This window comes from Microbacterium sp. bgisy189 (genome assembly GCF_057707225.1).
This window is the reverse complement of the sequence record NZ_JBYIPT010000008.1, coordinates 70,761-92,511: the sequence shown is the minus strand read 5'-3', so window position 1 is coordinate 92,511 and position 21,751 is coordinate 70,761. Positions and strand designations below refer to the sequence as shown.

The following is a 21,751-nucleotide window of genomic DNA, read 5'->3' as shown; positions in this document are numbered from 1 at the left end:
TGCTCCAGGGGGGTGAAGTGTCCGAACAACGACGAGTGCTGTCCGGGCGCTACCGTGTCGACGAACTCGTCGGCCGGGGCGGTATGGCCAGCGTCCACCGCGGCCACGACCTGACCCTCGGGCGGCCGGTCGCGATCAAGCTGCTCAAGCGCGAGCTCGCCGAGAACGACACCTTCCGCACGCGGTTCCGCCTCGAGGCGCAGGCGGCCTCGCGCATGTCGCATCCGACGATCGTCCGCGTCTACGACGCGGGTGAAGACACCGAGACCGACCCGGACGGGTCGACGCATCCGGTGCCGTACATCGTGATGGAGCTCGTCCAGGGGCGGCTCCTGAAAGACATCGTCGACGCGGGCCCGCTCTCCACAGCGGATGCCGTGCGCTACACCGACGGCATCCTCGAGGCGCTCGAGTATTCGCACCGCGCCGGCGTCGTGCACCGCGACATCAAGCCCGGCAACGTCATGATCACCGAGGCCGGGCAGGTCAAGGTGATGGACTTCGGCATCGCCCGTGCCGTCTCCGACTCGTCGTCGACGGTCGCCGAGACCACGACGATCCTCGGCACGGCGTCGTACTTCTCGCCCGAGCAGGCCAAGGGTGAGCCGGTCGATGCGCGCGCCGACCTGTACTCGACCGGCGTCGTGCTGTTCGAGTTGCTCACGGGGCAGCCGCCGTTCCGCGGTGACAGCCCGGTCGCCGTCGCCTACCAGCACGTGAGCGAAGCGCCGACGGCACCGTCGGAGGTCACCGACACCGTCTCGCGCGGGCTCGACGCCGTCGTGCTGCGCGCGCTCGCGAAGGATCCGTTCCAGCGCTACCAGGATGCCGCGTCGTTCCGTGAGGCGCTCGATGCCGCCGTCGACGGCAAGGCGCCCAGCAAGCGTCAGGTCGGTGCGCTCACCAGCGAGCTCTACGGCGCCGACCCGCGGCAGGCGGCCGAGACCGCGCGGTCGCTGCGGCAGCTCTCGACCGACACGACGATGCGACGCACGCAGTCGGGACCCCCGGTGTCGTGGATCTGGACGGGTGTCGTCGTGCTGGCGGCGCTGCTGATCTCGGTGTTCATCTGGGTGATCTCCATCCGGCCCACCGACGGCATCAACCCGAACGCGCGAGAGGTACCCGACCTCGTCGACACGTCGTGGGAGCGCGCTGAAGACCGACTCGCCGAGCTCGACCTCGTCGCCCGCAAGATCGAAGAGGCGAGTGCTGAGATCAATGAGGGCAACGTCATCCGCACCCAGCCCGAGGCGGGAACCACGGTCACGCCCGATCAAGAGATCCGCGTGTACGTCTCGACGGGGCAGCAGATGGCGACGGTGCCGAACCTGTCGACCATGACCCGCGATGAGGCGGTCGAAGCCCTCGAGAAGGCAGGGTTGCAGTTCGGGACGGAACGGCGACGCAGCGACCCCGACACCGCGGCCGACATGGTCATGGATGCCAGCGCCGGGGGCTCGTCGGTCACAGACGGGTCTGAGTTGCCCCTCGGTACACGCGTCGATCTGGTGGTCGCCACGGGAACCGTGACGGTTCGTGACTTCACCAAGACGAGCACGCTGGCGTCGGCGATCGAAGAGCTCGAGTCCGACCGGTTGCAGTTGACGGTCGTCCGTGAAGAAGACCCCGATTGCCCGGCCGCAGACCCCGAGATCGTGATCGCTCAGGACAAGGTCGGCGAGGTGCCGATCCACTCCGACGTGACCCTCACGGTGTGCACGGGCGCCGCCGACGGCTGAGTCATTCCGAGCGGTGCGGATGCAGGGCGCTGCCGCGATCGGCCGCACCCCGGCATCCGAGTGATTCGAGCCAATTGCCGAGCAGGCGGTACCCGCCCTCGGTGAGCACGCTCTCTGGGTGGAACTGCACGCCGTGCGCCGGTGCGTCACGGTGCGAGAGGGCCATCACGGTGCCCGACCCGGTGCGGGCCGTGACGGTCAGCTCCGGCGGCAGGGTGGCCGCGTCGACGGTGAGCGAGTGATAGCGGGTCGCGACCATCGGATCCGGTAGGCCGTCGAACAGCCCGGCGCCGTCGTGGTGCACCTCACTGGTCATGCCGTGCATGAGTTCGGGCGCGTGCACGATGTCGCCGCCGAGCGCGGCCGCGAGCGCCTGGTGGCCGAGGCAGACGCCGAGCAGCGGGGTGCGTGCGGCGAGCGCGGCACGGACGACGTCGATGGACGCACCGGCATCCTGCGGGGTGCCGGGCCCGGGTGAGACGAGCACGCCGTCATAGCCCGAGATCGCCGCGGCCGCACCGGCAGGATCGATCTCGTCCGCCTCGACCATGTCGACGGCGGTGCCCAGTTCGACCAAGTAGCCGGCGAGGGTGTGCACGAAGCTGTCGCGGTTGTCGACGACGAGCACACGCGTGGATGCCGGGGTCATCCGCCGATCGTCGCATCCTGCGGGGTGATGATCTCGGACACCCACGGGAACACCCACACGAACAGTCCGTAGACGGCCGCCGCGACCAGCGCGAGCAGGATGACCAGCCGCACCCACCAGGGTCCGGGGAGCACATGCCACAGTGCGGCGTACATCAGGCGGGCGCTCCTTCTGCGGCGGGGGCGGCTTCGACGGGCGCCGACAGCACGGCGGGTGCACCGTCGGCGCGGGGGGTGAACTCGTCGAACAGCGCGTACGCGATGATCCGCTCGAGCATGTTGAGCTTGGGCGCGCAGCTCGTGAGGGTGAGGTAGCGCCCTTCGCCCTCGACGCCGGCGCGCTGCGGCACCGGCAGCAGGACGTCGGTCTGGGTGTCCTGCACATACTCGAGGGTGCGGAAGCGGTAGGTGTACCAACCGTCCTTGGTCTCGATGACGATCGCGTCGCCGACGACGAGACGGTCGATCGGGTCGAAGGGCGCACCCGATGTCCACCGGTGTGCCGCATACGCGGTGTTGCCGACGGCCCCGGGCATCGCCGTGTCGGCGTAGTGGCCGATCATGCCCTCGTCGAGGATGTCGTCACGCGTGACGCCCGAGGCGATGCGGAACTTCCAGTCCGACCCGAACCGGGGCACGTACATCACGCCGAACTGGTCACCGTGCGACGCGTCGCCCATGACGGGGATGACGACCGGTTCGGCCGGGTCGACGGGAGCCATCATGGGCGGGGCGCTGGGCTCAGCCCACGACTGGGCGAGCGCCTCGGCTTCGGCGTGCTCCCGGGCGCCGGCGATCGCGTCGCCGATCCACAACTGCCACGCGACGAACAACAGGGCGACGACGCCGACGGTGATGAGGAGTTCGCCCAGCACGCCGATGATCGAGACCCGGCGACGACTGCCGCCGCGCTCGCCCCTTCGATCCGCCGCGAGTGCCACACGGGGATTCTATGTCGACGGGATTCGGGCGCGCAGACCGTTAGAATCTCCCCATGGCACGTTCTGGCAATGACGACGAACCGATCGTCGAGCGCACCGACAGCGAGCAGGCTCCCAACCCGGTGTGGTTCAAGCCGATCATGCTCGGACTCATGCTCATCGGACTCGTCTGGGTCATCGTCTTCTACCTGACGAACCAGCAGTACCCGATCCCCGGCATCGCCGGCTGGAACCTCGCGATCGGCTTCGGCATCGCGTTCATCGGATTCCTCATGACCACGCGCTGGCGCTAGCCGCCCGCAGACACACGAAAGGCCGAGATCCTGCGGGATCTCGGCCTTTTCCACATGTGGACGGGGTGTGAATTACACCGGTGTGATTCATCCCCATCTGTGGATGAATCTGTGGATAACTTTCGTCAGCGGTACACGACGACGGGGATGACGAGCAGTGCGCACAGGCCGACAGCCACCGCGATCAGCAACCACAGCTGCGTGCGCTGCTGCCGCTGCGCACGGGTGCGCGCGAAGATGAAGCCCACGAGCGCGCCGACCAGGCCGCCGCCGATGTGCGCCTGCCACGAGATGCCCGAACCGGGCAGGAACGTGATCACCAGGTTCAGGCCCAGCAGGACCGCGATCGCGGTGACGTTCGCGCCGAGGTGCCGGCCGATCACGAACATCGCACCCAGCAGGCCCCAGACCGCGCCCGATGCGCCGACGACCCAGGTGCCCGGCGCGAGGAGCGCCACCAGCACCGACCCGCCGAGCGCACTGAGCAGATAGAGCGCGAGAAAGCGGAGTCGGCCGAGCAGCGGCTCGAGGCTGCGGCCGAGCGCCCACAGCGCGAGCATGTTCAGGGCGACGTGCCAGATGCTCGCGTGCACCAGCGTCACCGTCAGCAGGCGCCACGGCTGGAAGGCCACATCGGGGAACAGGAACCCGCTGTTGAAGGCGAGCCACCATTCCACGGTCGCCCCGAAGCCGGGGATGAGGGTGATCAGATAGACGAGCGAGGTCAGCGCCACGAGCCCGTACGTCATGAGGGGTCGCGAGTCGGTCGCGAGCGCCCGCACGGCACTGCGCCCGGGCGAGCGCCTCGGCATCCGAGTGACGGGTGCGACGTTCGCCTGTTGCTCACGCAGGCACTCGGGGCAGATCACCCCGACGGGCATCTGGGTCTGGCACTCGGGGCAGATGGTGCGCAGGCACCGCTGACACAGCACGAAGCTCTGCCGCTCCGGGTGCCGGTAGCAGAAGTTGTCCGGGTTGCTCCCGAAGTCGGCAGAGCTCACGTGATCTGGTGCGCCGGTCAGGCGGCGGCGATGTCGACCGAGGTCAGCACGACCGGCTCGATCGGGCGGTCACCGGCAGCGGTGGGCACGGCGCTGATCGCGTCGACGACAGCGCGCGAGGCGTCGTCTGCCACCTCGCCGAAGATCGTGTGCTTGCCCTGCAGCCACGGAGTCGGGTCGGTCGTGATGAAGAACTGCGAGCCGTTGGTGCCCTCGGGCTGGCCGGTGATCGCGTTGCGGCGAAGGCCGGCGTTGGCCATGGCGAGGATGTAGGGCTGGTTGAAGTTCAGTTCGGGGCTGATCTCGTCGTTGAACGTGTAGCCCGGGCCGCCCACGCCCTGACCGAGGGGGTCGCCGCCCTGGATCATGAAGCCGGGGATGATGCGGTGGAAGATGACGTCGGTGTACAGCGGGCCCTCACCGGGCTGGCCGGTGGCGGGGTGGGTCCACGAGCCCGAACCGTCGGAGAGTCCGACGAAGTTCTGCACCGTCTTGGGTGCCTGGTCTCCGAAGAGGTTGACGACGATGTCGCCGTGGTTGGTGTGGAGCGTCGCGACAGCGGTGTGAATCGGCATGCTCACCATTCTCTCACCCACCGCCGCTTCCCCCGCCCGCCCTGTCTGGCAAGATGGGGGAAAACGTCCCCGATCTGGGAGGGTCACCGTGAGCCTCAGCCGCAAGCGCAAGAAGGAACTCCGCAAGCTCCAGGAGCAGGCGAACAAACTGTGGGAGTCGCAGGAGGTGCTGCTCGGCCAGGCCGGTGACGTCGCCCGCGAGGCCGGCCGTCAGTTGGGCAACTACAACCGCGAGCACGTCGTGCCCGCCGTGCAGGGCGGCTACCAGAAGTACGCCGCGCCCTACGTCGACAAGGCCGCTTCGACCTCGACGAGGGTCTACAACCAGAGGGTCGTGCCGGCCGCCGGTGCCGTCATCGGTTCGGCGCTGTCGATCTGGGACGCCGCGAACGACACGCGCGACCGCATCTCGAAGGGTCGCGGCCTCGCGCAGGTCGACATGAACGACTTCGCCAAGCGTGCCGAGAAGCACGCCAAGAAGGCGCAGAAGCTGCTCGCAGCGAAGGCGCCGGCACCGACCGTGAAGAAGCAGGGCATGAGCGCCGGTGGCGTATTGGCTCTCGTCTTCGGCATCGCGGCCGCCGTCGGCGTGCTGTACGCCGCCTGGCAGACGCTTCGTGCCGACGATGAGCTCTGGGTCGCCGACGACCCGCTGCGCGCCCCCGACGCGTGATGAACCCCGACCCGCTCGACCGGGTCCGTGACGCCGCCGCTTCGCGGGGACTGGCGATCGAGCTGCGTGAGCGGCCGGCCGCGAACAGTCTCCCCGAGGCGGCGGCGTTGCTCGGTCTGCAACCGGCAGACATCGTGAAGACCCTCGTGGTCAAGCGCAGTGATGACACGTTCCTGTTCGCGCTGATCCCCGGTGACCGCGCCATCTCGTGGCCGCTGCTGCGCACGGTGGTCGGTGTGAACAAGCTGCAGCTTCCGGCGCCCGAGCTGGCCCTCGCCGCGACCGGATACGAGCGCGGCACCATCGTCCCCATCGGCAGCACGACCGACTGGCCGGTGTTCGCCGACACCTCGATCGTCGGTCGCCGGATCGCGATGGGTGCCGGCGCCCACGGCTACAGTCTCTTCGTGGATGCCGACGAGCTGATCGCCGCCTACGGCGCCACGGTCGCCGAGATCTCCCAGCCCACCGGCTGATCAGCCGAGGTCGGCCATGCGCAGGGCGACGTCGACGAGTTTGACCCGCGACAGCCGCTGCACATGTTCCACGTGGAACCACTCCGCGCGATCGGTCGACCCGTTCTGCTCGTACCGCAGCTTTCCGCCCACGATGTGCGCGCGGTACACGATGCGCAGCGCGTGGAGCGGGACGGCGACATCGCGTTGCAGTCGCCGATTCGCCGGAATGACGAACGAATCGATGCCGAGCAGCTCGTCGACCGCCACCTTGTAGCCGGTCTCTTCGCGCACCTCTCGTCGCACCGCGGCCTCGGGGTCTTCACCGTGCTCGAGCCCACCACCGGGCATCGTCCACGCCGCGCGGCGCCCTTCGTTCCAGTGGGCGAGCAGCAGACGACCGTCATCGTCGGTGACGACCGCGTACGCGGCCACTCGCATATCCATTCCCGCCACCCTAGCGAAGTCGCTCAGCGTGCGGCTGTGGCCGGTGAAGAAGAGATTGTGGAGCCTAGGAGATTCGAACTCCTGACATCCTGCTTGCAAAGCAGGCGCTCTACCAACTGAGCTAAGGCCCCGTGAGGGTGGTGTGGGGCTACCAGGACTTGAACCTGGGACCTCTTCATTATCAGTGAAGCGCTCTAACCGCCTGAGCTATAGCCCCGTGAAGGATCGGCGCCAGCGCCGTCAACCTCCAAGACTTTACCCGACACACGGCGACTTTGGCGAATCCACACGTCCGCCGCGGGAAACTGACATCATGACCCAACCGACGCAGCACCGCGAGCCGCATGACCGGGGAGTGAATCAACGGCTCAACTGGCTCCGCGCGGGGGTCTTGGGAGCCAACGACGGGATCGTCTCGACTGCGGCACTCGTCGTCGGCGTCGCCGGCGCCACCAGTGCGACCGCGGCGATCTTCACCGCTGGAATGGCGGGCCTGGTTGGAGGTGCTGTCTCGATGGCGCTGGGGGAATACGTCTCGGTGTCGAGTCAGCGCGACACCGAGCGCGCGCTCATCGAGAAGGAACGCCGCGAACTGCGAGACATGCCCGCAGCAGAACTCGAGGAGCTCTCCGAGTTGTACCGCGAGCGAGGGCTGTCAGAGAGGACCGCGCGCGCGGTTGCCGAGGAGCTCACGGCGCACGATGCCCTCTCCGCCCACCTCGAGGCGGAACTCGGCATCGATCAGGACGACTTGGTGAGCCCATGGCAGGCAGCCTTGTCTTCAGCCGTCTCCTTCACGATCGGCGCGCTGTTGCCGCTGCTGGCCATCCTGCTGCCACCCGAGCCGTGGCGCATTCCCGTCACCTTCGTCGCCGTGCTGGCGGCACTTGCCGCCACCGGTGCGGTCTCGGCGCATCTCGGTGACGCTCCAAAACTCCGAGCGGCACTGCGACTCGTCATCGGCGGCGCGCTGGCGCTCACGGCCACGCTGCTGCTGGGAACGCTTCTCGGAACGACAGGGATCGGGTGAACTCCTCCTGCGTTGAATGCCTCAGTTCGAGGTGAAGCCGACCAGCAGCCCGCCGGTCACCTTGACCATCATGTTGTAGATTCCGGCGATGACGGCGCCGAGCACCGTGATCACGATGAGGTTCAAGATCGCGACGATCGCGGCGAACGCCATGACCTGCGGCAGGTTCAAGAACTCGTTCAGCGAGAACGTTCCGCTGCTGAACGCCATCACGATCTCATCGAGCTTGCCGAGCAGGTTCGTCGTCTGCAGCACCGTGAAGATGAGGAACACCGACACGACCGTCACGATCGCGAGCGCCACCGCGGTCAGGAACGAGAGCTTCACGGCAGACCAGAAGTCCACGTACACCAGGCGCAGGCGAACCTGCTTCGCGCTGGTCTTGCTCGACGACTTCTTGGCGAGCTTGTCGGCTACCGTGCTCATGACTCGGTTTCACTCTCTTCGGGGGTGGCGGGCGTGGATACATTATCCGGTGCCACCTGAGCGTTGTCAGTGGACTGCCCGGCATTCTCCGCGTCGAGCTGCTCGGCGAGGTTGCGTTCGCTGTTGCGCGCGATGGCGAGGATGCGGTCGTCGGCGTCGGGTCGGGCGAACACGACACCCATCGTGTCACGGCCCTTGGCCGGCACTTCGGTGACGGCCGAGCGGACGACCTTGCCGCCGGCGAGCACCACGAGCACCTCGTCGTTCTCACCCACGATCAGGCCACCGGCGAGCACGCCGCGGTCATCGTTGAGCTTGGCGACCTTGATGCCGAGCCCGCCGCGGCCCTGGATGCGGTACTGGTCGACGGCGGTGCGCTTGGCGTACCCGCCCTCGGTGACGACGAACACGTAGCCCTCATCGGTGACGACGGATGCCGACAGCAGCGCGTCCTCGCCGCGGAACGACATGCCCTTCACGCCCTCGGTCGCACGACCCATCGGGCGCAGTGACGCGTCGTCGGCGGTGAAGCGCAGCGACATGCCGTGGCGCGAGATGAGCAGGATGTCGTCGGTCTCGTCGACCAGCAGTGCCGAGACCAGCTCGTCGCCGCCTTCTTCATCGTCCTGCCCGCGCAGGCGGATCGCGATGATGCCGCCCTGACGGTTGGTGTCGTAGTCGGTGAGCGCCGTCTTCTTGATCTTGCCGTCGCGCGTCGCGAGCACGAGGTAGGTCGCGACCGCGTAGTCGCGGATGTCGAGGATCTGCGCGATGTCTTCGCCGGGCTGCAGCGCGAGGAGGTTCGCGACGTGCTGGCCCTTGGCATCCCGCCCGCCTTCGGGCAGCTCGTACCCCTTGGCGCGGTAGACGCGGCCCTTCGTCGTGAAGAACAGCAGCCAGTGGTGCGTCGTCGTCACGAAGAAGTGCTCGACGATGTCGTCGGCCCGCAGCTGCGCGCCCTTCACACCCTTGCCGCCGCGGTGCTGCGACCGGTAGTTGTCGCTACGCGTGCGCTTGATGTAGCCCCCGCGGGTGACGGTGACGACGACCTCTTCTTCGGGGATGAGGTCTTCCATCGACATGTCGCCGTCGAACCCGTGCAGGATGTGGGTGCGGCGCTCGTCGCCGAACTTGTCGACGATGCCGGTGAGCTCCTCGCGGATGATCTCGCGCTGGCGTCCCTCGTCGGCGAGGATCGCGTTGAGGTCGGCGATCTGCGCCTCGAGCTCGGTGGCCTCGTCGATGATCTTCTGGCGTTCCATCGCGGCCAGGCGACGCAGCTGCATCGCGAGGATCGCGTCGGCCTGGATGTCGTCGATCTCGAGCAGCTGCTTCAGACCCTCTCGCGCCTCGTCGACGGTGGGCGAGCGGCGGATGAGCGCGATGACCTCGTCGAGCGCGTCGAGCGCCTTCAAGTAGCCGCGCAGAATGTGCATGCGCTCTTCGGCCTTGCGCAGACGGTACTGCGTGCGGCGGACGATGACCTCGATCTGGTGCGCGACCCAGTACGAGATGAACCCGTCCAGCGGCAGCGTGCGCGGCACGCCGTCGACGATCGCAAGCATGTTCGCGCCGAAGTTCTCCTGCAGCTGCGTGTGCTTGTACAGGTTGTTCAGCACGACCTTCGCGACCGCGTCGCGCTTGAGCACGATGACCAGGCGCATGCCGGTGCGGTCACTCGTCTCGTCGCGGATGTCGGCGATGCCGGTCAACTTGCCGTCGCGTGCCAGGTCGCGGATCTTCGCCGCGACGTTGTCGGGGTTGACCTGGTACGGCAGCTCGGTGACGACGAGGCAGTTGCGACCCTGGATCTCCTCGACGTTGACGACGGCGCGCATCGTGATCGAGCCGCGCCCGGTGCGGTACGCCTCGCGGATGCCCTTCGTGCCGAGGATCTGGGCGCCGGTGGGGAAGTCGGGCCCGGGGATGCGCTCCATGAGCGCTTCGAGCAGCTCGTCGCGGGTGGCCGTCGGATGCTCCAGCGACCACAGGGCGCCGGCGGCGACCTCGCGCAGGTTGTGCGGCGGAATGTTGGTCGCCATACCGACCGCAATGCCCACCGAACCGTTGACGAGCAGATTCGGGAAGCGGGCCGGCAGGACCGTGGGCTCCTGCGTGCGGCCGTCGTAGTTGTCCTCGAAGTCGACGGTCTCCTCGTCGATGTCGCGGACCATCTCGAGGGCGAGCTGGGCCATCTTCGTCTCGGTGTACCGCGGGGCTGCGGCACCCATGTTGCCGGGCGAACCGAAGTTGCCCTGGCCGTCGGCCAGCGGGTAGCGCAGCGACCACGGCTGCACGAGGCGGACGAGTGCGTCGTAGATCGCGCTGTCACCGTGCGGGTGATACTGACCCATCACCTCGCCGACGACGCGGGCGCACTTCGAGTAACTCTTGTCGGGACGGTAGCCGCCGTCGTACATGCCGAAGATGACACGGCGGTGCACGGGCTTGAGGCCGTCACGCACGTCGGGCAGCGCGCGCCCGACGATGACGCTCATCGCGTAGTCGAGATAGCTGCGCTGCATCTCGACCTGAAGGTCGACCTGGTCGATGTTGCCGTGCGCGTACCCGGCAGTCGGGTCGGGGCGTTCTTCGTCAGTCATTGTGTGCTTTCGGTGATCGAGTGCCGCGCTCGGCGCGGCGTATCGAGATCAGGGTCAGATATCCAGGAACCGCACGTCCTTGGCGTTGCGCTGGATGAATCCGCGCCGCGCCTCGACGTCGTCGCCCATCAGCACCGAGAAGATCTCATCGGCCGCGGCGGCGTCGTCGACGGTGACCTGCTTCAGGGTGCGGGTCGTCGGATCCATCGTGGTCTCCCACAGTTCCTTGGCGTTCATCTCGCCGAGACCCTTGTAGCGCTGCACGCCGTTGTCCTTCGGGATCCGCTTGCCTGCGGCGATGCCGTCGGCGAGCAATGCGTCGCGCTCGCGGTCGCTGTAGACGTACTCGTGCGGCGAGTTCGACCACTTCAGCCGGTACAGCGGCGGCTGCGCGAGGTAGACATAGCCGGCCTCGATGAGCCCCCGCATGTAGCGGAACAGCAGCGTCAGCAGCAGCGTCGTGATGTGCTGACCGTCGACATCGGCATCTGCCATCAGCACGATCTTGTGATAGCGCGCCTTCTCGACGGCGAAGTCCTCGCCGATGCCGGTGCCGAACGCCGAGATCATCGCTTGGATCTCGTTGTTGCCGAGCGCACGGTCGAGCCGCGCCTTCTCGACGTTGAGGATCTTGCCGCGCAGCGACAGGATCGCCTGACGCTCCGGGTCGCGGCCGCTCACGGCCGAGCCGCCGGCCGAGTCGCCCTCGACGAGGAAGATCTCGCTGATCGACGGGTCCTTGCTCGTGCAGTCCTTCAACTTGTCGGGCATGGATGCCGACTCGAACACGCTCTTGCGCCGGGCGGTCTCGCGCGCCTTGCGGGCGGCGAGGCGCGCGGTCGCGGCGTCGATCGCCTTCATGATGACGCGCTTGGCCTGGGCCGGGTTGCGGTCGAGCCAGTCGGTGAGCTGGTCGCCGACGACCTTCTGCACGAACGCCTTCGCCTCGGTGTTGCCGAGCTTCGTCTTGGTCTGACCCTCGAACTGCGGCTCGCTGAGCTTGACCGAGATGACGGCCGTGAGACCCTCGCGGATGTCATCACCGGTGAGGTTGTCGTCCTTCTCCTTGAGCAGGCCCTTCTCACGCGCGTACTTGTTGATGTACGTCGTCATCGCCGCGCGGAAGCCCTCTTCGTGGGTGCCGCCCTCGTGCGTGTTGATCGTGTTCGCGAAGGTGAAGACGTTCTCGGTGTAGCTCGTCGTCCACTGCATCGCCATCTCGAGCGAGATGTGGCGCACGGTGTCTTCGGATTCGACCTCGATGATCTCGTCGTTGACGACCTCGGCCTTGCGTACCTTGTTGAGGTACTCGACGTAGTCGACGAGGCCGCGCTCGTACAGGAACTCGTCGTGCGGCGCGCGATCCTCGCTCGTGCCGTCTTCGAGGTCGACGACGTACACCGACGACGGGCGCAGGTCGCGCAGCGCGATCCGCAGCCCCTTGTTCAAGAATGCCTGTTGCTGGAAGCGGGTGCGCAGGGTGTCGTAGTCGAAGTCGATCGACTCGAAGATCTCGGCATCCGGCCAGAACGTGACCGTCGTGCCCGTCTCGTCACTGGGCTCGCCCTTCGCCAGCGGACCCTCCGGCTTGCCGCCGTCACTGAACGACTGCCGCCACACGTGACCCTGTCGCTTGATCTCGACCTCGAATCGCGTCGACAGCGCGTTCACGACCGACGATCCGACACCGTGCAGACCGCCCGAGACGGCGTAGCCGCCACCGCCGAACTTTCCACCGGCGTGCAGCACCGTGAGCACGACCTCGACGGTCGACTTGGTCGGGTCGGACGCATGCGGGTCGACCGGGATGCCGCGGCCGTAGTCGACGACCTGCAGGCCGCCGTCTTCGAGAATCGTGACCTCGATCGCGTCGTTGTAGCCGGCGAGCGCTTCATCGACGGCGTTGTCGACGATCTCGTAGACCAGGTGGTGCAGGCCACGCTCACCGGTCGAGCCGATATACATGCCGGGGCGCTTCCGAACGGCCTCGAGTCCCTCGAGCACCTGGATGGCGTCGGCACCGTATTCTGCGGGGACCTTTCGGTCCTGCGGCTCGGCCTTCGGGGTGTCGCTGTCGGAAGCGGGAACGCTGTCAGGGGTTTCAGGCGTCATAAGCTCTTCGACCGCTCCAGATTCTGTTGTACGGACTTCACTCAGTCTAGTGGCTGAGGACCGGTCTGCGCCGCTGAAAGGCCCTGTGGCGCGATGAAAGTGTTTCCGAGGCCTCGGGATGTGGGTTACCCGTAGGTATCGCGCGGACCCCGGCCTGGAACGGCTCTGGGACCCCATTTCCATGAGGGGACGTCCGGTCCGATGAAACGCACGTTCTGGACACCCGCGTCCGGGAACCGCTTCATGAGCTCGGTGATGATGGGTGCGCGCATGAGATGGAGGTTCTTCGCCCAGGCCGTCGAGTCGCACTGCACCGTCAGCGTTCCGTCACTCAACGCGACGGGTGTCGCGTGCCGCGCGGTCTCTTCGCCGGCCACGTCCTCCCACTGCAGCACGAGGTCTTCGCGAGCCAATTGCGGGTCCCAACCGGCCTGCTTCGTGAGGTCGGCGAGCACGTCGCCGACGCCGTGCGGGTCGCGCCCCTTCGTGAACGGCTGGTGCTCGTCGTCGTCCCCACGTCGACGACGTTTGCGGCGAGCACGCGCCGACGGCTCGAGACCGCGCAACCGCAGGTACGTCGCGATCGTCTCGGGGTCGGGCGTCGGATCGCTCATGCCTCCGCCTCCACGGCATCCGGCTGCGTGATCGTGCCCGCCTCGACCCGTACCGTGCGCGCACGCAGCCCCTCGGGCACATCGGCCTCGACAGCGGCGGTGACGATGACCTGCTCGAAGTCGGCGACGACGCCGGCCAACCGGGTGCGCCGGTCGGCGTCGAGTTCGGCGAACACGTCATCGAGGATGAGCACCGGGTCGCCGAGCATCGACTGCTCGCGCAGGAGTCGCGCAGATGCCAGGCGCAACGACAGCGCGACCGACCACGATTCGCCGTGCGACGCGTAACCCTTCACCGGCAGCCCGCGCACCCGCAGCAGCAGGTCGTCGCGATGGGGCCCTACGAGCGTGAGCCCCCGATCGAGCTCGGATGCGCGTTTGTCGGCCAACGCCGCACGGAACTGCGACTCCACCGTCTCCCGATCCGGAACGTCACCGACACCGGTCGCGGACTCCGGTGGTTGCGTGCCGGCGCGAAGCGACGGTGTGACTTCCGGTGGTTGCGTGCCGGCGCGACGCGACGGTGTATCGAAACCACCATCCTCAGGATCGGCGCCGCCGATCGACAGCATCCACTCCAACTCCGGCTGGTGATCCGCCCCCGCGATCGCGGTGTACGCCTCGGCGACGGGACGGCCGAGGTCACCCGCGAGCGCAAGCCGGGCACGGATGACTTCGGTGCCGAGCTGCACGAGCTTGTCGTCCCACACCTCGAGGGTCGACAACCCCTCACCGCGCACACCGCGGGCTCGAGCGGACTTCAACAGTGCGGTGCGCTGCTTGAGCACGCGGTCGTAGTCGGCGAGTACGCCGGCCATGCGTGGTGCACGCTGGATCAGCAGCTGGTCGGCGAACCTGCGCCGCGACGACGGATCACCGCGGACGATCTGCAGATCTTCCGGCGCGAAGAGGACGACCGCCGCATACCGGGGCAGTTCGGTCGTCTTCACGGGAGACCCGTTGACGCGCGCCTTGTTGGATCCCGACCGGTTCAACTGCGCTTCGAGCATCACACGGCGTTCACCGTGGGCGAGCCGGGCGCGCACGATCGCGGCATCCGCGCCATCGCGCACCATCGGCGCGTCCTGCGACACCCTGTGCGAGCCGAGCGTCGCGAAATAGCCGATCGCTTCGGCCAGGTTCGTCTTGCCCTGGCCGTTGCGGCCGACGAAGACGTTCGCGCCCGCAACCAGCGACACATCGGCGGCCGCATAGTTGCGGAAGTCGACGAGGCTGAGCTGCTCCACGATCACCGAACCAGCCTAGGCACTCGAACCGACATGCGGGGGTCTGCAGCCCGCACTCGTATCAGTGAGCATCGACGGCGCTCTTCAGGAGGGAGAACGACACCATCCGACGGGAGCTCATCATGGCGCACGGCACAGCAGACCTCGGCCTGCTCACCCCGCAATCGACCTTCTACGACCAGGGCCGATTCGGCCGCCTGTTCCCGACGCTGCCGGCCTTCGCCGCAGACACGCCGTCGGTGCGCGAGGCGCTCACCGAACTCGGCAAACGCGGCGGTCCCATGGATGCCCGCGACAACCTCGGTGATGCGACACTGCTCATCACCAATCCGGGGCGCGCGGTACGCAATCCCGACAACCCGACACAACCGGCGGGCATGACCTTTCTCGGTCAGTTCCTCGATCACGACATGACGTTCGATCCCACCTCGAGCCTCGCCAGGCGGCAGGATCCGGAGTCGATCCGCAACTTCCGCATTCCGGCGCTCGACCTCGACAGCGTGTACGGCGGCGGGCCCGGTGTGAGCCCACATCTGTACGACCGCACGATCGACCACGGTTCGACAACGCTGCTCGTTGAGCAGATCACCGGCTCCGGCTCCGTCAGCATCGACGGCGCCGACCGTTTCGATCTGCCACGCAACGCGCAGGCGACCGCCCTGCTGGGCGACCCTCGAAACGACGAGAACCTCATCGTGAGCCAGCTGCACCTCGCGTTCCTGCGCTTCCACAACCGGGTGGTCATCGACCTTCGTACCGATATGCCGTCACTGACCGCGGACGAACTGTTCGCTGAGGCACAGCGCGTCGTCCGCTGGCATTATCAGTGGATCGTGCTGCACGAGTTCCTCCCCGCCACGATCGGCGCGGACCTCACCGAAGAGCTCATGACCGAGGGGCGCAAGCACTACAACTGGCGCAACAATCCCTACATCCCGGTCGAATTCGCCGTGGCCGCCTACCGGTTCGGCCACTCGCAGGTGCGTCCGTCGTATCGGGCCAATTTCGGCACCGATGCCGACGACTTGGCACACCAGTTCATCGGCTTCATCTTCGATCACCGAGCCATGGACCCGACCGACCCCGACGATCTGCGCGGCGGATGCCGGGCGGCGCGGCGCTACATCGACTGGCAGACCTTCTTCGACTTCGGCGACGGCCGAATGCGGCACAACAAACGCATCGACGCGACGTTGTCGACGAGTCTGTTTCGCCTGCCCGGGTTCGGTGACGGCGCTGGAGCGTCGCTCGCGACCCGCAACCTGTTGCGGAATCTGACGCTCAAGGTGCCGTCGGGGCAACGGGTCGCCCGCGCGATGCAGTTGCCCGAGCTCGCCGCGGCCGACCTGTCGGAACTGGCCGATCTCGAACTGGATCGGCGCACACCGCTGTGGTTCTACGTGCTGCGCGAGGCGGACGTCCTCGCTGATGGCAAGCACCTCGGCCCCGTGGGCGGTCGCATCGTCGGCGAGGTCATCCACGGTCTCATCGACGGGGATGCCTCGTCGTACCTGTCGCAGGATCCGGACTGGACGCCGACCTACGGCACGGATGACACGTTCGCGATGACCGATCTGCTCACGGCCGCCGGCGTGGTCGGCAGCCTGGGCTGAACGACGCGCGAGCGCGCCGGATCAGCGCAGCAGCAGGTTCGGCTGCAGCAGGTACTTGAAGCTCTCGGGGCCACCCGAGGTCTGCGGCGTGATGAGGATCGGGCTGAGCTTGTTCGCGTTCTCGCTCGAAGTGAACGTGACACGGGTGAACTCGCTCTTCACCGCGCTGAGCGCTTCGAGCAGGTACTGCGGGTTCAGGCCGAGCGTGACCTCTTCGCCGGTGAGGGTCGCATCGACCGACTCGGTGGCGCGAGCCTGCTCGGTGCCCGAAGCATCCATCGACACCCCGTCTTCGCTGAACGTGAAACGCAGCGGCGCCGAGCGGTCGAGCACGAGGGCGACACGACGCACGGCCTCGGTGAGGTCTGCCGTGTTGACGACGGCGTAGTGGTCGGTCGCGGCGGGGAACAGCCGACGAACCGGCGGGAAGTTGCCCTTGATCAGCAGCGACGTGACGGTCTTGTTGCCGGCGGTGAACGCGATGATCTCGCGGTCACCCGACCCCGAGAACGAGACTTGGATGTCACCCGAGTGGGCGAACGTCTTGCCGACTTCGGTGAGAGTGCGTGCAGGGACCAGTGCGGTCGTTGATTCGCCGTCGGTGGCGACACCGCCGCCATCCCACGGCACGTCGCGAAACGCGACACGGTACCGGTCGGTGGCGACGAGGCTCAGCTCGGTGCCGGCGACCTCGAGTTGCACGCCCGTGAGCACGGGCGTGACATCGTCACGCGACGCCGCGAACGCGACCTGCGCGATGGCGGTCGCGAAATCCTCTGCGGGGACGAGTCCCGAGTCGCCCGAGACCTCGGGAATCGCCGGGTACTCCTGCACCGGCATCGACGCGAGGGTGAAGCGGGCCGAACCACACGTCAGCAGAATGCCGCCGTCGGCCTCCTGCTCGATCTGAATGGGCGCATTCGGCAGTCGGCTCGCGATCTCAGACAGCAGTCGGCCGTGGACGAGGATCGTGCCGGGCTCATCGACGGTCGCCTCGATCGTCGTGCGAGCTGATGCTTCGTAGTCGAACGCCGACAGCGACAGCCCCTCGTCGGATGCCTCGATGAGCACGCCCGCGAGGATGGGCTGCGGATTGCGCTGCGGCAGGAGCTTCACGACGAACGAGACTGCTTCGCTGAACACGTCGCGATTCACGTGGAACTTCACTGCTGCTCCCTTGTCGATTACCCAGCCGGTCGTGGGTAGGGCCTTCCCATGCTAGTGCCCTGCACACCGTGCACCGGAAGAGCAGGCTCTCCACGGGCCGTCCCCCACAGGGTGATCGAATCGGCTTTTCTCTAGATGGATCTCTGTCATGGTGTTAACACCTGTGGAAAGTGTGGATAACTCCAGCGATCCCAGTCGACGAGCGGAAACCACACGTGTGTAAGTTGTGAGCGAGCTGCGGATGGCTTGTGTCCACTGTCATCCCGGGCCGCGGCGCAGTCACCGGTTCATCCACAGGATGTCGCCGTTCGTTCACAGGAGACCCGTCTCGACGACGAGTTATCCACAGGCTGTCCACACTGTGAAGAACGCGCATGATGAGACCTCGGTGCTGACACTGTCAAGCACAGAGGTGGGATATATCGGCCGAGATCGGCCGGAACGCACTCAGCGGGATGCGCGGCCGAGCTGCGTCGTGATCTCAGAGACCTGGTTGTAGATCGAGCGACGCTCCTTCATGAGCTCACTGATCTTCTTATACGCGTACATGACGGTCGTGTGGTCGCGGTTGCCGAACAGCTGCCCGATCTTCGGCAGCGACAGGTTCGTGCGTTCGCGGCACAGGTACATCGCGATCTGGCGCGCGGTGGCGACGGCCTGCGACCGGCTCGAGCCGTACAGGTCATCGACCGACAGACGGAAGTACTGCGCCGTCGCACTGATGATGTCGGTCGGCGAGATGACATTCGTGTCGTCGGTGTCGACGATGTCGCGCAGCACCGTCTGCGCCATCGAGATGTCCAGCGTCGACCGGTTCAGACTCGCGAACGCCGACACACGGATGAGCGCACCCTCGAGCTCGCGGATGTTCGACGACACCTTCGTCGCGATGTACTCGAGCACTTCGTCGGGCACCTGCAGCCGCTCGGACTGCGCCTTCTTGCGCAGGATCGCGATACGCGTCTCGAGGTCGGGCGCCTGCACATCGGTGATGAGGCCCCACTCGAACCGACTGCGCATGCGGTCTTCGAACCCGGTGAGGTGGCGCGGCGGAACATCGCTCGTGATCACGACCTGCTTGTCGTGGTCATGCAACTGGTTGAAGGTGTGGAAGAACGCCTCCTGCGTCTCCGCGCGACCCTGCAAGAACTGGATGTCGTCGATGAGCAGGATGTCGACATCCCGGTACCGCGCCTGGAACGCGGAGCCCCGGTTGTTGGCGATCGAGTTGATGAAGTCGTTCGTGAACTCTTCGCTCGAGACGTACCGCACTTTGATGCCGGCGTACAGATTGATCGCGTAGTCGCCGATCGCGTGCAGCAGGTGGGTCTTACCGAGGCCCGAGTCGCCGTAGATGAACAGCGGGTTGTAGGCCTTGGCCGGGGCTTCGGCCACAGCGACCGCGGCCGCATGCGCGAAACGGTTGGACTGGCCGATGACGAAGTTGTCGAAGGTGTACTTCGGGTTCAGTCGGGTGTCGCTGCGGGATGCCGTCGGTGCCGGTTCTGCGTACTCCTCGACGACTGGGCGCAGCGCCGCCGGCGCGGGCAGGGTCTGCACCGGAACGGGAGCTGTCAGATGCGCATCGGCGAGCTCGGGGTTGACGACGACACGGAACGCAGACGCCGAAGGATCGGCATCCGCCACAGAGAGCGCCTCCATGATCGGCGCGCGCAGCCGGGTGTTGAACTGCGCCGCGGTCAGCTCGTTCGGCACATCGAGGTAGAGCGTGCCGCTCATGACGCCTTGCGCCACGGCCAGATTCAAGAATCCGCGCAGCTGCGGGGTGACGCGGTCGTCTGCGTGGAGTCGGTCGAGCACTGCGGTCCAGACCGGAACGTCCGGAACGTCGTGCTGAGACATAGCCCCTCCGGGTGACATTGTGGATGGATGCGCGGATCGCCGCTGATCTGCGCGGACAAGCCTGTGGATAAGTATCCGTGACACGCTAGTCATCCACGTTCGCGGCGCAAAATCCACTGTAGGTGCGCTCCGCGTGTCGTCGCCATGGGCCCTGCGCACCATGGGCATAATGGGCGGTTCCCTGGGTTCGGTTTGCGTGTCACCGCCACTCGACGTACCCTTAGTCGGTTGACTTATGCCCGAATGGGCAGTCCCTGTCTATGTCTGTGTCCCCGGTCTAGAGCGCTCGGGTGACCGCCGATCCGGAGTGATCCTCATGAGCAAGCGTACGTTCCAGCCCAACAACCGCCGTCGCGCCAAGAAGCACGGCTTCCGCGCCCGCATGCGCACGCGTGCCGGCCGCGCGATCCTTTCGGCTCGCCGCGCCAAGGGGCGCACCGAGCTCTCGGCCTGACGTCACGTCACGGTGCTGGCGCGCGGGAACCGCATCACCCGCGGGGCGGAGTACAAGGCCGCCGTCCGCGGGGGTGCCAAGTGCGCCGCGACGCACACCGTGACCTACGTCATCAGTACGGACGAGCCCCGTCCCGCCCGCTTCGGCTTCATTGTCAGCAAGCAGGTGGGCGGGGCTGTCGTGCGTAATACGGTCCGCCGCCGGCTGAAGGCCGTTTGCGCGGAGGCGCTGCCCGCGATCCGCGAGGGCGCTGACGTCGTCATCCGCGCGTTGCCCCGCGCCGCCGATGCCGACTACGCGCAATTGCGCGACGAGGTCGTCCGGTGTCTCGAGCGGAGGGCTGCAGCGTGAGTGCGACGACCCTTCCTTCGTATGCCCTCGGTGACGGCCGCTGGATCGGGGCGCGACCCTGGCAGATGCTGCCCCTCGCGCCGCGCAATGCCGTGCTCACTGTGCTCCACGCATATCGCGCCACCATCTCGCACGTCTACGGCGACGTGTGCAAGTACTACCCCTCGTGTTCCGCCTATGCGGTCGGGGCCGTGCAGCAGCACGGCGCCGTCAAGGGCGCAGCGCTGACCGCCGCCCGACTCGCGCGCTGCCACCCGTGGGCCGCAGGCGGGATCGATGACGTCCCCGCACACCGCGACTTTCGTCATCAGTTGACTCCGCACGGATTCGTCGTGCCCCCCAGAAAGGACTGATCCCGTGCTGGATCTCTTCGCCGCCACCCCGACCCCGGTCGTGCCGACGCCCACAACGCCCGCCCCCGGTGACGGGACGGACTTCTTCAGCATCATCATGTGGCCGTTCAAGTGGATCGTCGAGGCGCTGCTCGCGTTCTGGCACTGGCTGCTCACGTCGGTGGGGCTCCCCGAGGCGTCGGGCCTGACCTGGGTGCTCTCGATCGTCGGTCTCGTCATCGTGGTGCGCGCTGCGCTCATCCCGCTGTTCGTGCGACAGATCAAGAGCCAGCGAAAGATGATGGAAATCGCCCCTGAACTGCGAAAAGTTCAGGAGAAGTACCGCGGGAAGCGCGATCAGCTCTCCCGTGAGGCGATGAGCCGCGAAACCATGGCGCTGTACAAGAAGCACGGCACGACGCCGGTTTCGAGCTGTCTCCCCCTGCTCGTGCAGATGCCGATCCTCCTCGGCATGTTCTACACGCTCAGCGATGTGAAGAAGCACGCCGAATGGGGCGTCGGTGGCGTCGGCCTGCTGAACACCGAGCTGACCAAGCAGTTCTACGACGCTCAGCTCTTCGACGTCGCACCGCTGCACGTCACCATGATCGAGGCCATCAACAACGGCCAGACCGTCAGCGTCATCATCCTCGTGATCCTCGTCGTGCTGATGATCGTCTCGCAGTTCATCACCCAGCTGCAGATCATCTCGAAGAATCTCTCGCCCGAGGCCAAGACCGGCCAGGCGTACCAGATGCAGCGTGTCATGCTCTATGTGCTGCCGCTCGCCTTCATCTTCTCGGGTGTGTTCTTCCCGCTCGGCGTCGTCATCTACTGGTTCACCTCGAACATCTGGACCATGGCGCAGCAGTTCATCGTCATCCGCAATCTGCCCACGCCCGGGTCGGAGGCCGCGAAGGAGCGTGAGGAGCGTCTCGCACGCAAGGGCAAGGCCCTGAACGCCGAGGGCAAGGTCGTGCCGATGGAGAAGTACCAGGCCGAGCAGCAGCGTCTGTATGAAGAGGCGCAGAAGGCGAAGGCCGAAGCCCCCAAGCGTCAGCAGCCGATGAGCAAGCAGCGCGCGAAGAAGCAACAGCAGCAGAAGCAGAACCCGGAACGGACCGACGGCAACTGACCGTCGCCCGGCATCCCCTACCCCCTCCA

The 21,751-nt window shown here is 66.8% G+C and carries 23 protein-coding genes and 2 tRNA genes; 10 read left to right on the top strand and 15 right to left on the bottom strand.

From position 1 onward, the window contains the following. The first annotated feature begins 17 nt into the window (after window positions 1-17). Window positions 18-1,742: a Stk1 family PASTA domain-containing Ser/Thr kinase gene (pknB, locus tag AC3ENX_RS11155; protein WP_434811948.1), complete on the top strand. Its 1,725-nt coding sequence runs from the start codon at window positions 18-20 to the stop codon at window positions 1,740-1,742. 1 nt (window position 1,743) lies between these two features. Here pknB and AC3ENX_RS11150 read toward each other — a convergent pair whose 3' ends face one another. From AC3ENX_RS11150 to AC3ENX_RS11140, 3 genes are read right to left on the bottom strand one after another with little or no spacing between them, the layout of a single operon-like run. After that, on the bottom strand, window positions 1,744-2,391 hold the full coding sequence (locus AC3ENX_RS11150; RefSeq protein ID WP_434811947.1) for an anthranilate synthase component II: 648 nt from the start codon (window positions 2,389-2,391) through the stop codon (window positions 1,744-1,746). Next, window positions 2,388-2,546 carry a hypothetical protein gene (locus AC3ENX_RS11145; protein WP_434811946.1) on the bottom strand — a complete coding sequence of 53 codons (159 nt, stop codon included), beginning with the start codon at window positions 2,544-2,546 and terminating at the stop codon, window positions 2,388-2,390. Before AC3ENX_RS11145 ends, AC3ENX_RS11150 begins: the two co-directional genes overlap by 4 nt. Next, window positions 2,546-3,331 carry a class E sortase gene (locus tag AC3ENX_RS11140; protein ID WP_434811945.1) on the bottom strand — a complete coding sequence of 262 codons (786 nt, stop codon included), beginning with the start codon at window positions 3,329-3,331 and terminating at the stop codon, window positions 2,546-2,548. Before AC3ENX_RS11140 ends, AC3ENX_RS11145 begins: the two co-directional genes overlap by 1 nt. A gap of 53 nt (window positions 3,332-3,384) precedes the next feature. On the opposite strand from AC3ENX_RS11140, the gene AC3ENX_RS11135 reads away from it, so the two are divergent. After that, window positions 3,385-3,624 (top strand): cell division protein CrgA, encoded by a 240-nt coding sequence (locus AC3ENX_RS11135; protein WP_434811944.1) that lies wholly within the window; start codon window positions 3,385-3,387, stop codon window positions 3,622-3,624. Window positions 3,625-3,749: 125 nt separating this feature from the next. Here the strand turns inward: AC3ENX_RS11135 and AC3ENX_RS11130 are convergent, their stop codons facing one another. After that, window positions 3,750-4,625, bottom strand: a complete 876-nt coding sequence (locus AC3ENX_RS11130) for a rhomboid family intramembrane serine protease (protein WP_434811943.1) — start codon at window positions 4,623-4,625, stop codon at window positions 3,750-3,752. Between the two features lie 17 nt (window positions 4,626-4,642). Continuing rightward, window positions 4,643-5,200 (bottom strand): peptidylprolyl isomerase, encoded by a 558-nt coding sequence (locus AC3ENX_RS11125; protein ID WP_434811942.1) that lies wholly within the window; start codon window positions 5,198-5,200, stop codon window positions 4,643-4,645. A gap of 88 nt (window positions 5,201-5,288) precedes the next feature. Between AC3ENX_RS11125 and AC3ENX_RS11120 the strand changes: the two genes are divergently transcribed. Both AC3ENX_RS11120 and AC3ENX_RS11115 read left to right on the top strand, forming a co-directional pair. Further along, window positions 5,289-5,873 (top strand): DNA helicase, encoded by a 585-nt coding sequence (locus tag AC3ENX_RS11120; RefSeq protein ID WP_434811941.1) that lies wholly within the window; start codon window positions 5,289-5,291, stop codon window positions 5,871-5,873. Then, on the top strand, window positions 5,873-6,349 hold the full coding sequence (locus tag AC3ENX_RS11115; RefSeq protein WP_434811940.1) for an aminoacyl-tRNA deacylase: 477 nt from the start codon (window positions 5,873-5,875) through the stop codon (window positions 6,347-6,349). The genes AC3ENX_RS11120 and AC3ENX_RS11115 overlap by 1 nt, the downstream gene beginning before the upstream one ends. On the opposite strand, the gene AC3ENX_RS11110 is transcribed toward AC3ENX_RS11115, so the two are convergent. The 3 genes from AC3ENX_RS11110 to AC3ENX_RS11100 form a co-directional block, all read right to left on the bottom strand. Further along, a complete protein-coding gene (locus tag AC3ENX_RS11110) occupies window positions 6,350-6,775 on the bottom strand; it encodes an NUDIX hydrolase (RefSeq protein ID WP_434811939.1) in 426 nt (141 codons plus the stop codon). A gap of 58 nt (window positions 6,776-6,833) precedes the next feature. Further along, window positions 6,834-6,906 (bottom strand) — tRNA-Ala (locus AC3ENX_RS11105). Between the two features lie 12 nt (window positions 6,907-6,918). Next, a tRNA-Ile gene (locus tag AC3ENX_RS11100) sits at window positions 6,919-6,992 on the bottom strand. Between the two features lie 96 nt (window positions 6,993-7,088). Here AC3ENX_RS11100 and AC3ENX_RS11095 point away from each other — a divergent pair. Continuing rightward, window positions 7,089-7,805, top strand: coding sequence for a VIT1/CCC1 transporter family protein (locus AC3ENX_RS11095; RefSeq protein ID WP_434811938.1), 717 nt, complete (start codon window positions 7,089-7,091; stop codon window positions 7,803-7,805). A gap of 21 nt (window positions 7,806-7,826) precedes the next feature. On the opposite strand, the gene AC3ENX_RS11090 is transcribed toward AC3ENX_RS11095, so the two are convergent. The 5 genes from AC3ENX_RS11090 to recF form a co-directional block, all read right to left on the bottom strand. After that, a complete protein-coding gene (locus AC3ENX_RS11090) occupies window positions 7,827-8,231 on the bottom strand; it encodes a DUF3566 domain-containing protein (RefSeq protein WP_434811937.1) in 405 nt (134 codons plus the stop codon). After that, window positions 8,228-10,834, bottom strand: a complete 2,607-nt coding sequence (gyrA, locus tag AC3ENX_RS11085) for a DNA gyrase subunit A (protein WP_434811936.1) — start codon at window positions 10,832-10,834, stop codon at window positions 8,228-8,230. The genes AC3ENX_RS11090 and gyrA overlap by 4 nt, the downstream gene beginning before the upstream one ends. 54 nt (window positions 10,835-10,888) lie before the next feature. Further along, on the bottom strand, window positions 10,889-12,946 hold the full coding sequence (gene gyrB / locus AC3ENX_RS11080; protein ID WP_434811935.1) for a DNA topoisomerase (ATP-hydrolyzing) subunit B: 2,058 nt from the start codon (window positions 12,944-12,946) through the stop codon (window positions 10,889-10,891). Window positions 12,947-13,071: 125 nt separating this feature from the next. Beyond that, window positions 13,072-13,560 (bottom strand): DciA family protein, encoded by a 489-nt coding sequence (locus AC3ENX_RS11075; RefSeq protein WP_434811934.1) that lies wholly within the window; start codon window positions 13,558-13,560, stop codon window positions 13,072-13,074. Further along, window positions 13,557-14,813: a DNA replication/repair protein RecF gene (gene recF, locus AC3ENX_RS11070; protein WP_434811933.1), complete on the bottom strand. Its 1,257-nt coding sequence runs from the start codon at window positions 14,811-14,813 to the stop codon at window positions 13,557-13,559. Before recF ends, AC3ENX_RS11075 begins: the two co-directional genes overlap by 4 nt. Window positions 14,814-14,929: 116 nt before the next feature. Here recF and AC3ENX_RS11065 point away from each other — a divergent pair, with 116 nt between their 5' ends. Beyond that, window positions 14,930-16,420: a peroxidase family protein gene (locus AC3ENX_RS11065; RefSeq protein WP_434811932.1), complete on the top strand. Its 1,491-nt coding sequence runs from the start codon at window positions 14,930-14,932 to the stop codon at window positions 16,418-16,420. Between the two features lie 21 nt (window positions 16,421-16,441). Here AC3ENX_RS11065 and dnaN read toward each other — a convergent pair whose 3' ends face one another. Continuing rightward, window positions 16,442-17,587 (bottom strand): DNA polymerase III subunit beta, encoded by a 1,146-nt coding sequence (gene dnaN / locus AC3ENX_RS11060; RefSeq protein WP_434811931.1) that lies wholly within the window; start codon window positions 17,585-17,587, stop codon window positions 16,442-16,444. 447 nt (window positions 17,588-18,034) lie between these two features. Beyond that, complete coding sequence (dnaA, locus tag AC3ENX_RS11055) at window positions 18,035-19,450, bottom strand: chromosomal replication initiator protein DnaA (RefSeq protein ID WP_434811930.1); 1,416 nt, start codon at window positions 19,448-19,450, stop codon at window positions 18,035-18,037. Window positions 19,451-19,766: 316 nt separating this feature from the next. Here dnaA and rpmH point away from each other — a divergent pair, with 316 nt between their 5' ends. The 4 genes from rpmH to yidC all read left to right on the top strand — a co-directional run bounded on the left by rpmH (window position 19,767) and on the right by yidC (window position 21,722). Continuing rightward, complete coding sequence (rpmH, locus tag AC3ENX_RS11050) at window positions 19,767-19,904, top strand: 50S ribosomal protein L34 (protein ID WP_022879826.1); 138 nt, start codon at window positions 19,767-19,769, stop codon at window positions 19,902-19,904. A 12-nt stretch (window positions 19,905-19,916) separates the two neighbouring features. Then, complete coding sequence (rnpA, locus tag AC3ENX_RS11045) at window positions 19,917-20,255, top strand: ribonuclease P protein component (RefSeq protein WP_434811929.1); 339 nt, start codon at window positions 19,917-19,919, stop codon at window positions 20,253-20,255. Window positions 20,256-20,320: 65 nt separating this feature from the next. Further along, the gene (gene yidD / locus AC3ENX_RS11040) at window positions 20,321-20,608 is read left to right on the top strand and encodes a membrane protein insertion efficiency factor YidD (RefSeq protein ID WP_434812012.1); all 288 of its coding nucleotides are present in this window, start codon (window positions 20,321-20,323) and stop codon (window positions 20,606-20,608) included. A gap of 7 nt (window positions 20,609-20,615) precedes the next feature. Further along, window positions 20,616-21,722, top strand: a complete 1,107-nt coding sequence (gene yidC, locus AC3ENX_RS11035; protein ID WP_434812011.1) for a membrane protein insertase YidC — start codon at window positions 20,616-20,618, stop codon at window positions 21,720-21,722. Window positions 21,723-21,751: the final 29 nt, after the last annotated feature.

Excerpts from the sequence above, each read along its gene's own strand:
- AC3ENX_RS11125 (WP_434811942.1), bottom strand. The coding sequence starts at position 5,200 with ATGCCGATTCACACCGCTGTCGCGACGCTCCACACCAACCACGGCGAC.
- AC3ENX_RS11115 (WP_434811940.1), top strand. The coding sequence starts at position 5,873 with ATGAACCCCGACCCGCTCGACCGGGTCCGTGACGCCGCCGCTTCGCGG.
- AC3ENX_RS11090 (WP_434811937.1), bottom strand. The coding sequence starts at position 8,231 with ATGAGCACGGTAGCCGACAAGCTCGCCAAGAAGTCGTCGAGCAAGACC.
- AC3ENX_RS11110 (WP_434811939.1), bottom strand. The coding sequence starts at position 6,775 with ATGGATATGCGAGTGGCCGCGTACGCGGTCGTCACCGACGATGACGGT.
- AC3ENX_RS11145 (WP_434811946.1), bottom strand. The coding sequence starts at position 2,546 with ATGTACGCCGCACTGTGGCATGTGCTCCCCGGACCCTGGTGGGTGCGG.
- AC3ENX_RS11150 (WP_434811947.1), bottom strand. The coding sequence starts at position 2,391 with ATGACCCCGGCATCCACGCGTGTGCTCGTCGTCGACAACCGCGACAGC.
- gyrA (WP_434811936.1), bottom strand. The coding sequence starts at position 10,834 with ATGACTGACGAAGAACGCCCCGACCCGACTGCCGGGTACGCGCACGGC.
- gyrB (WP_434811935.1), bottom strand. The coding sequence starts at position 12,946 with ATGACGCCTGAAACCCCTGACAGCGTTCCCGCTTCCGACAGCGACACC.
- dnaA (WP_434811930.1), bottom strand. The coding sequence starts at position 19,450 with ATGTCTCAGCACGACGTTCCGGACGTTCCGGTCTGGACCGCAGTGCTC.
- AC3ENX_RS11075 (WP_434811934.1), bottom strand. The coding sequence starts at position 13,560 with ATGAGCGATCCGACGCCCGACCCCGAGACGATCGCGACGTACCTGCGG.
- AC3ENX_RS11135 (WP_434811944.1), top strand. The coding sequence starts at position 3,385 with ATGGCACGTTCTGGCAATGACGACGAACCGATCGTCGAGCGCACCGAC.
- AC3ENX_RS11095 (WP_434811938.1), top strand. The coding sequence starts at position 7,089 with ATGACCCAACCGACGCAGCACCGCGAGCCGCATGACCGGGGAGTGAAT.
- AC3ENX_RS11065 (WP_434811932.1), top strand. The coding sequence starts at position 14,930 with ATGGCGCACGGCACAGCAGACCTCGGCCTGCTCACCCCGCAATCGACC.
- rpmH (WP_022879826.1), top strand. The coding sequence starts at position 19,767 with ATGAGCAAGCGTACGTTCCAGCCCAACAACCGCCGTCGCGCCAAGAAG.
- yidD (WP_434812012.1), top strand. The coding sequence starts at position 20,321 with ATGCTGCCCCTCGCGCCGCGCAATGCCGTGCTCACTGTGCTCCACGCA.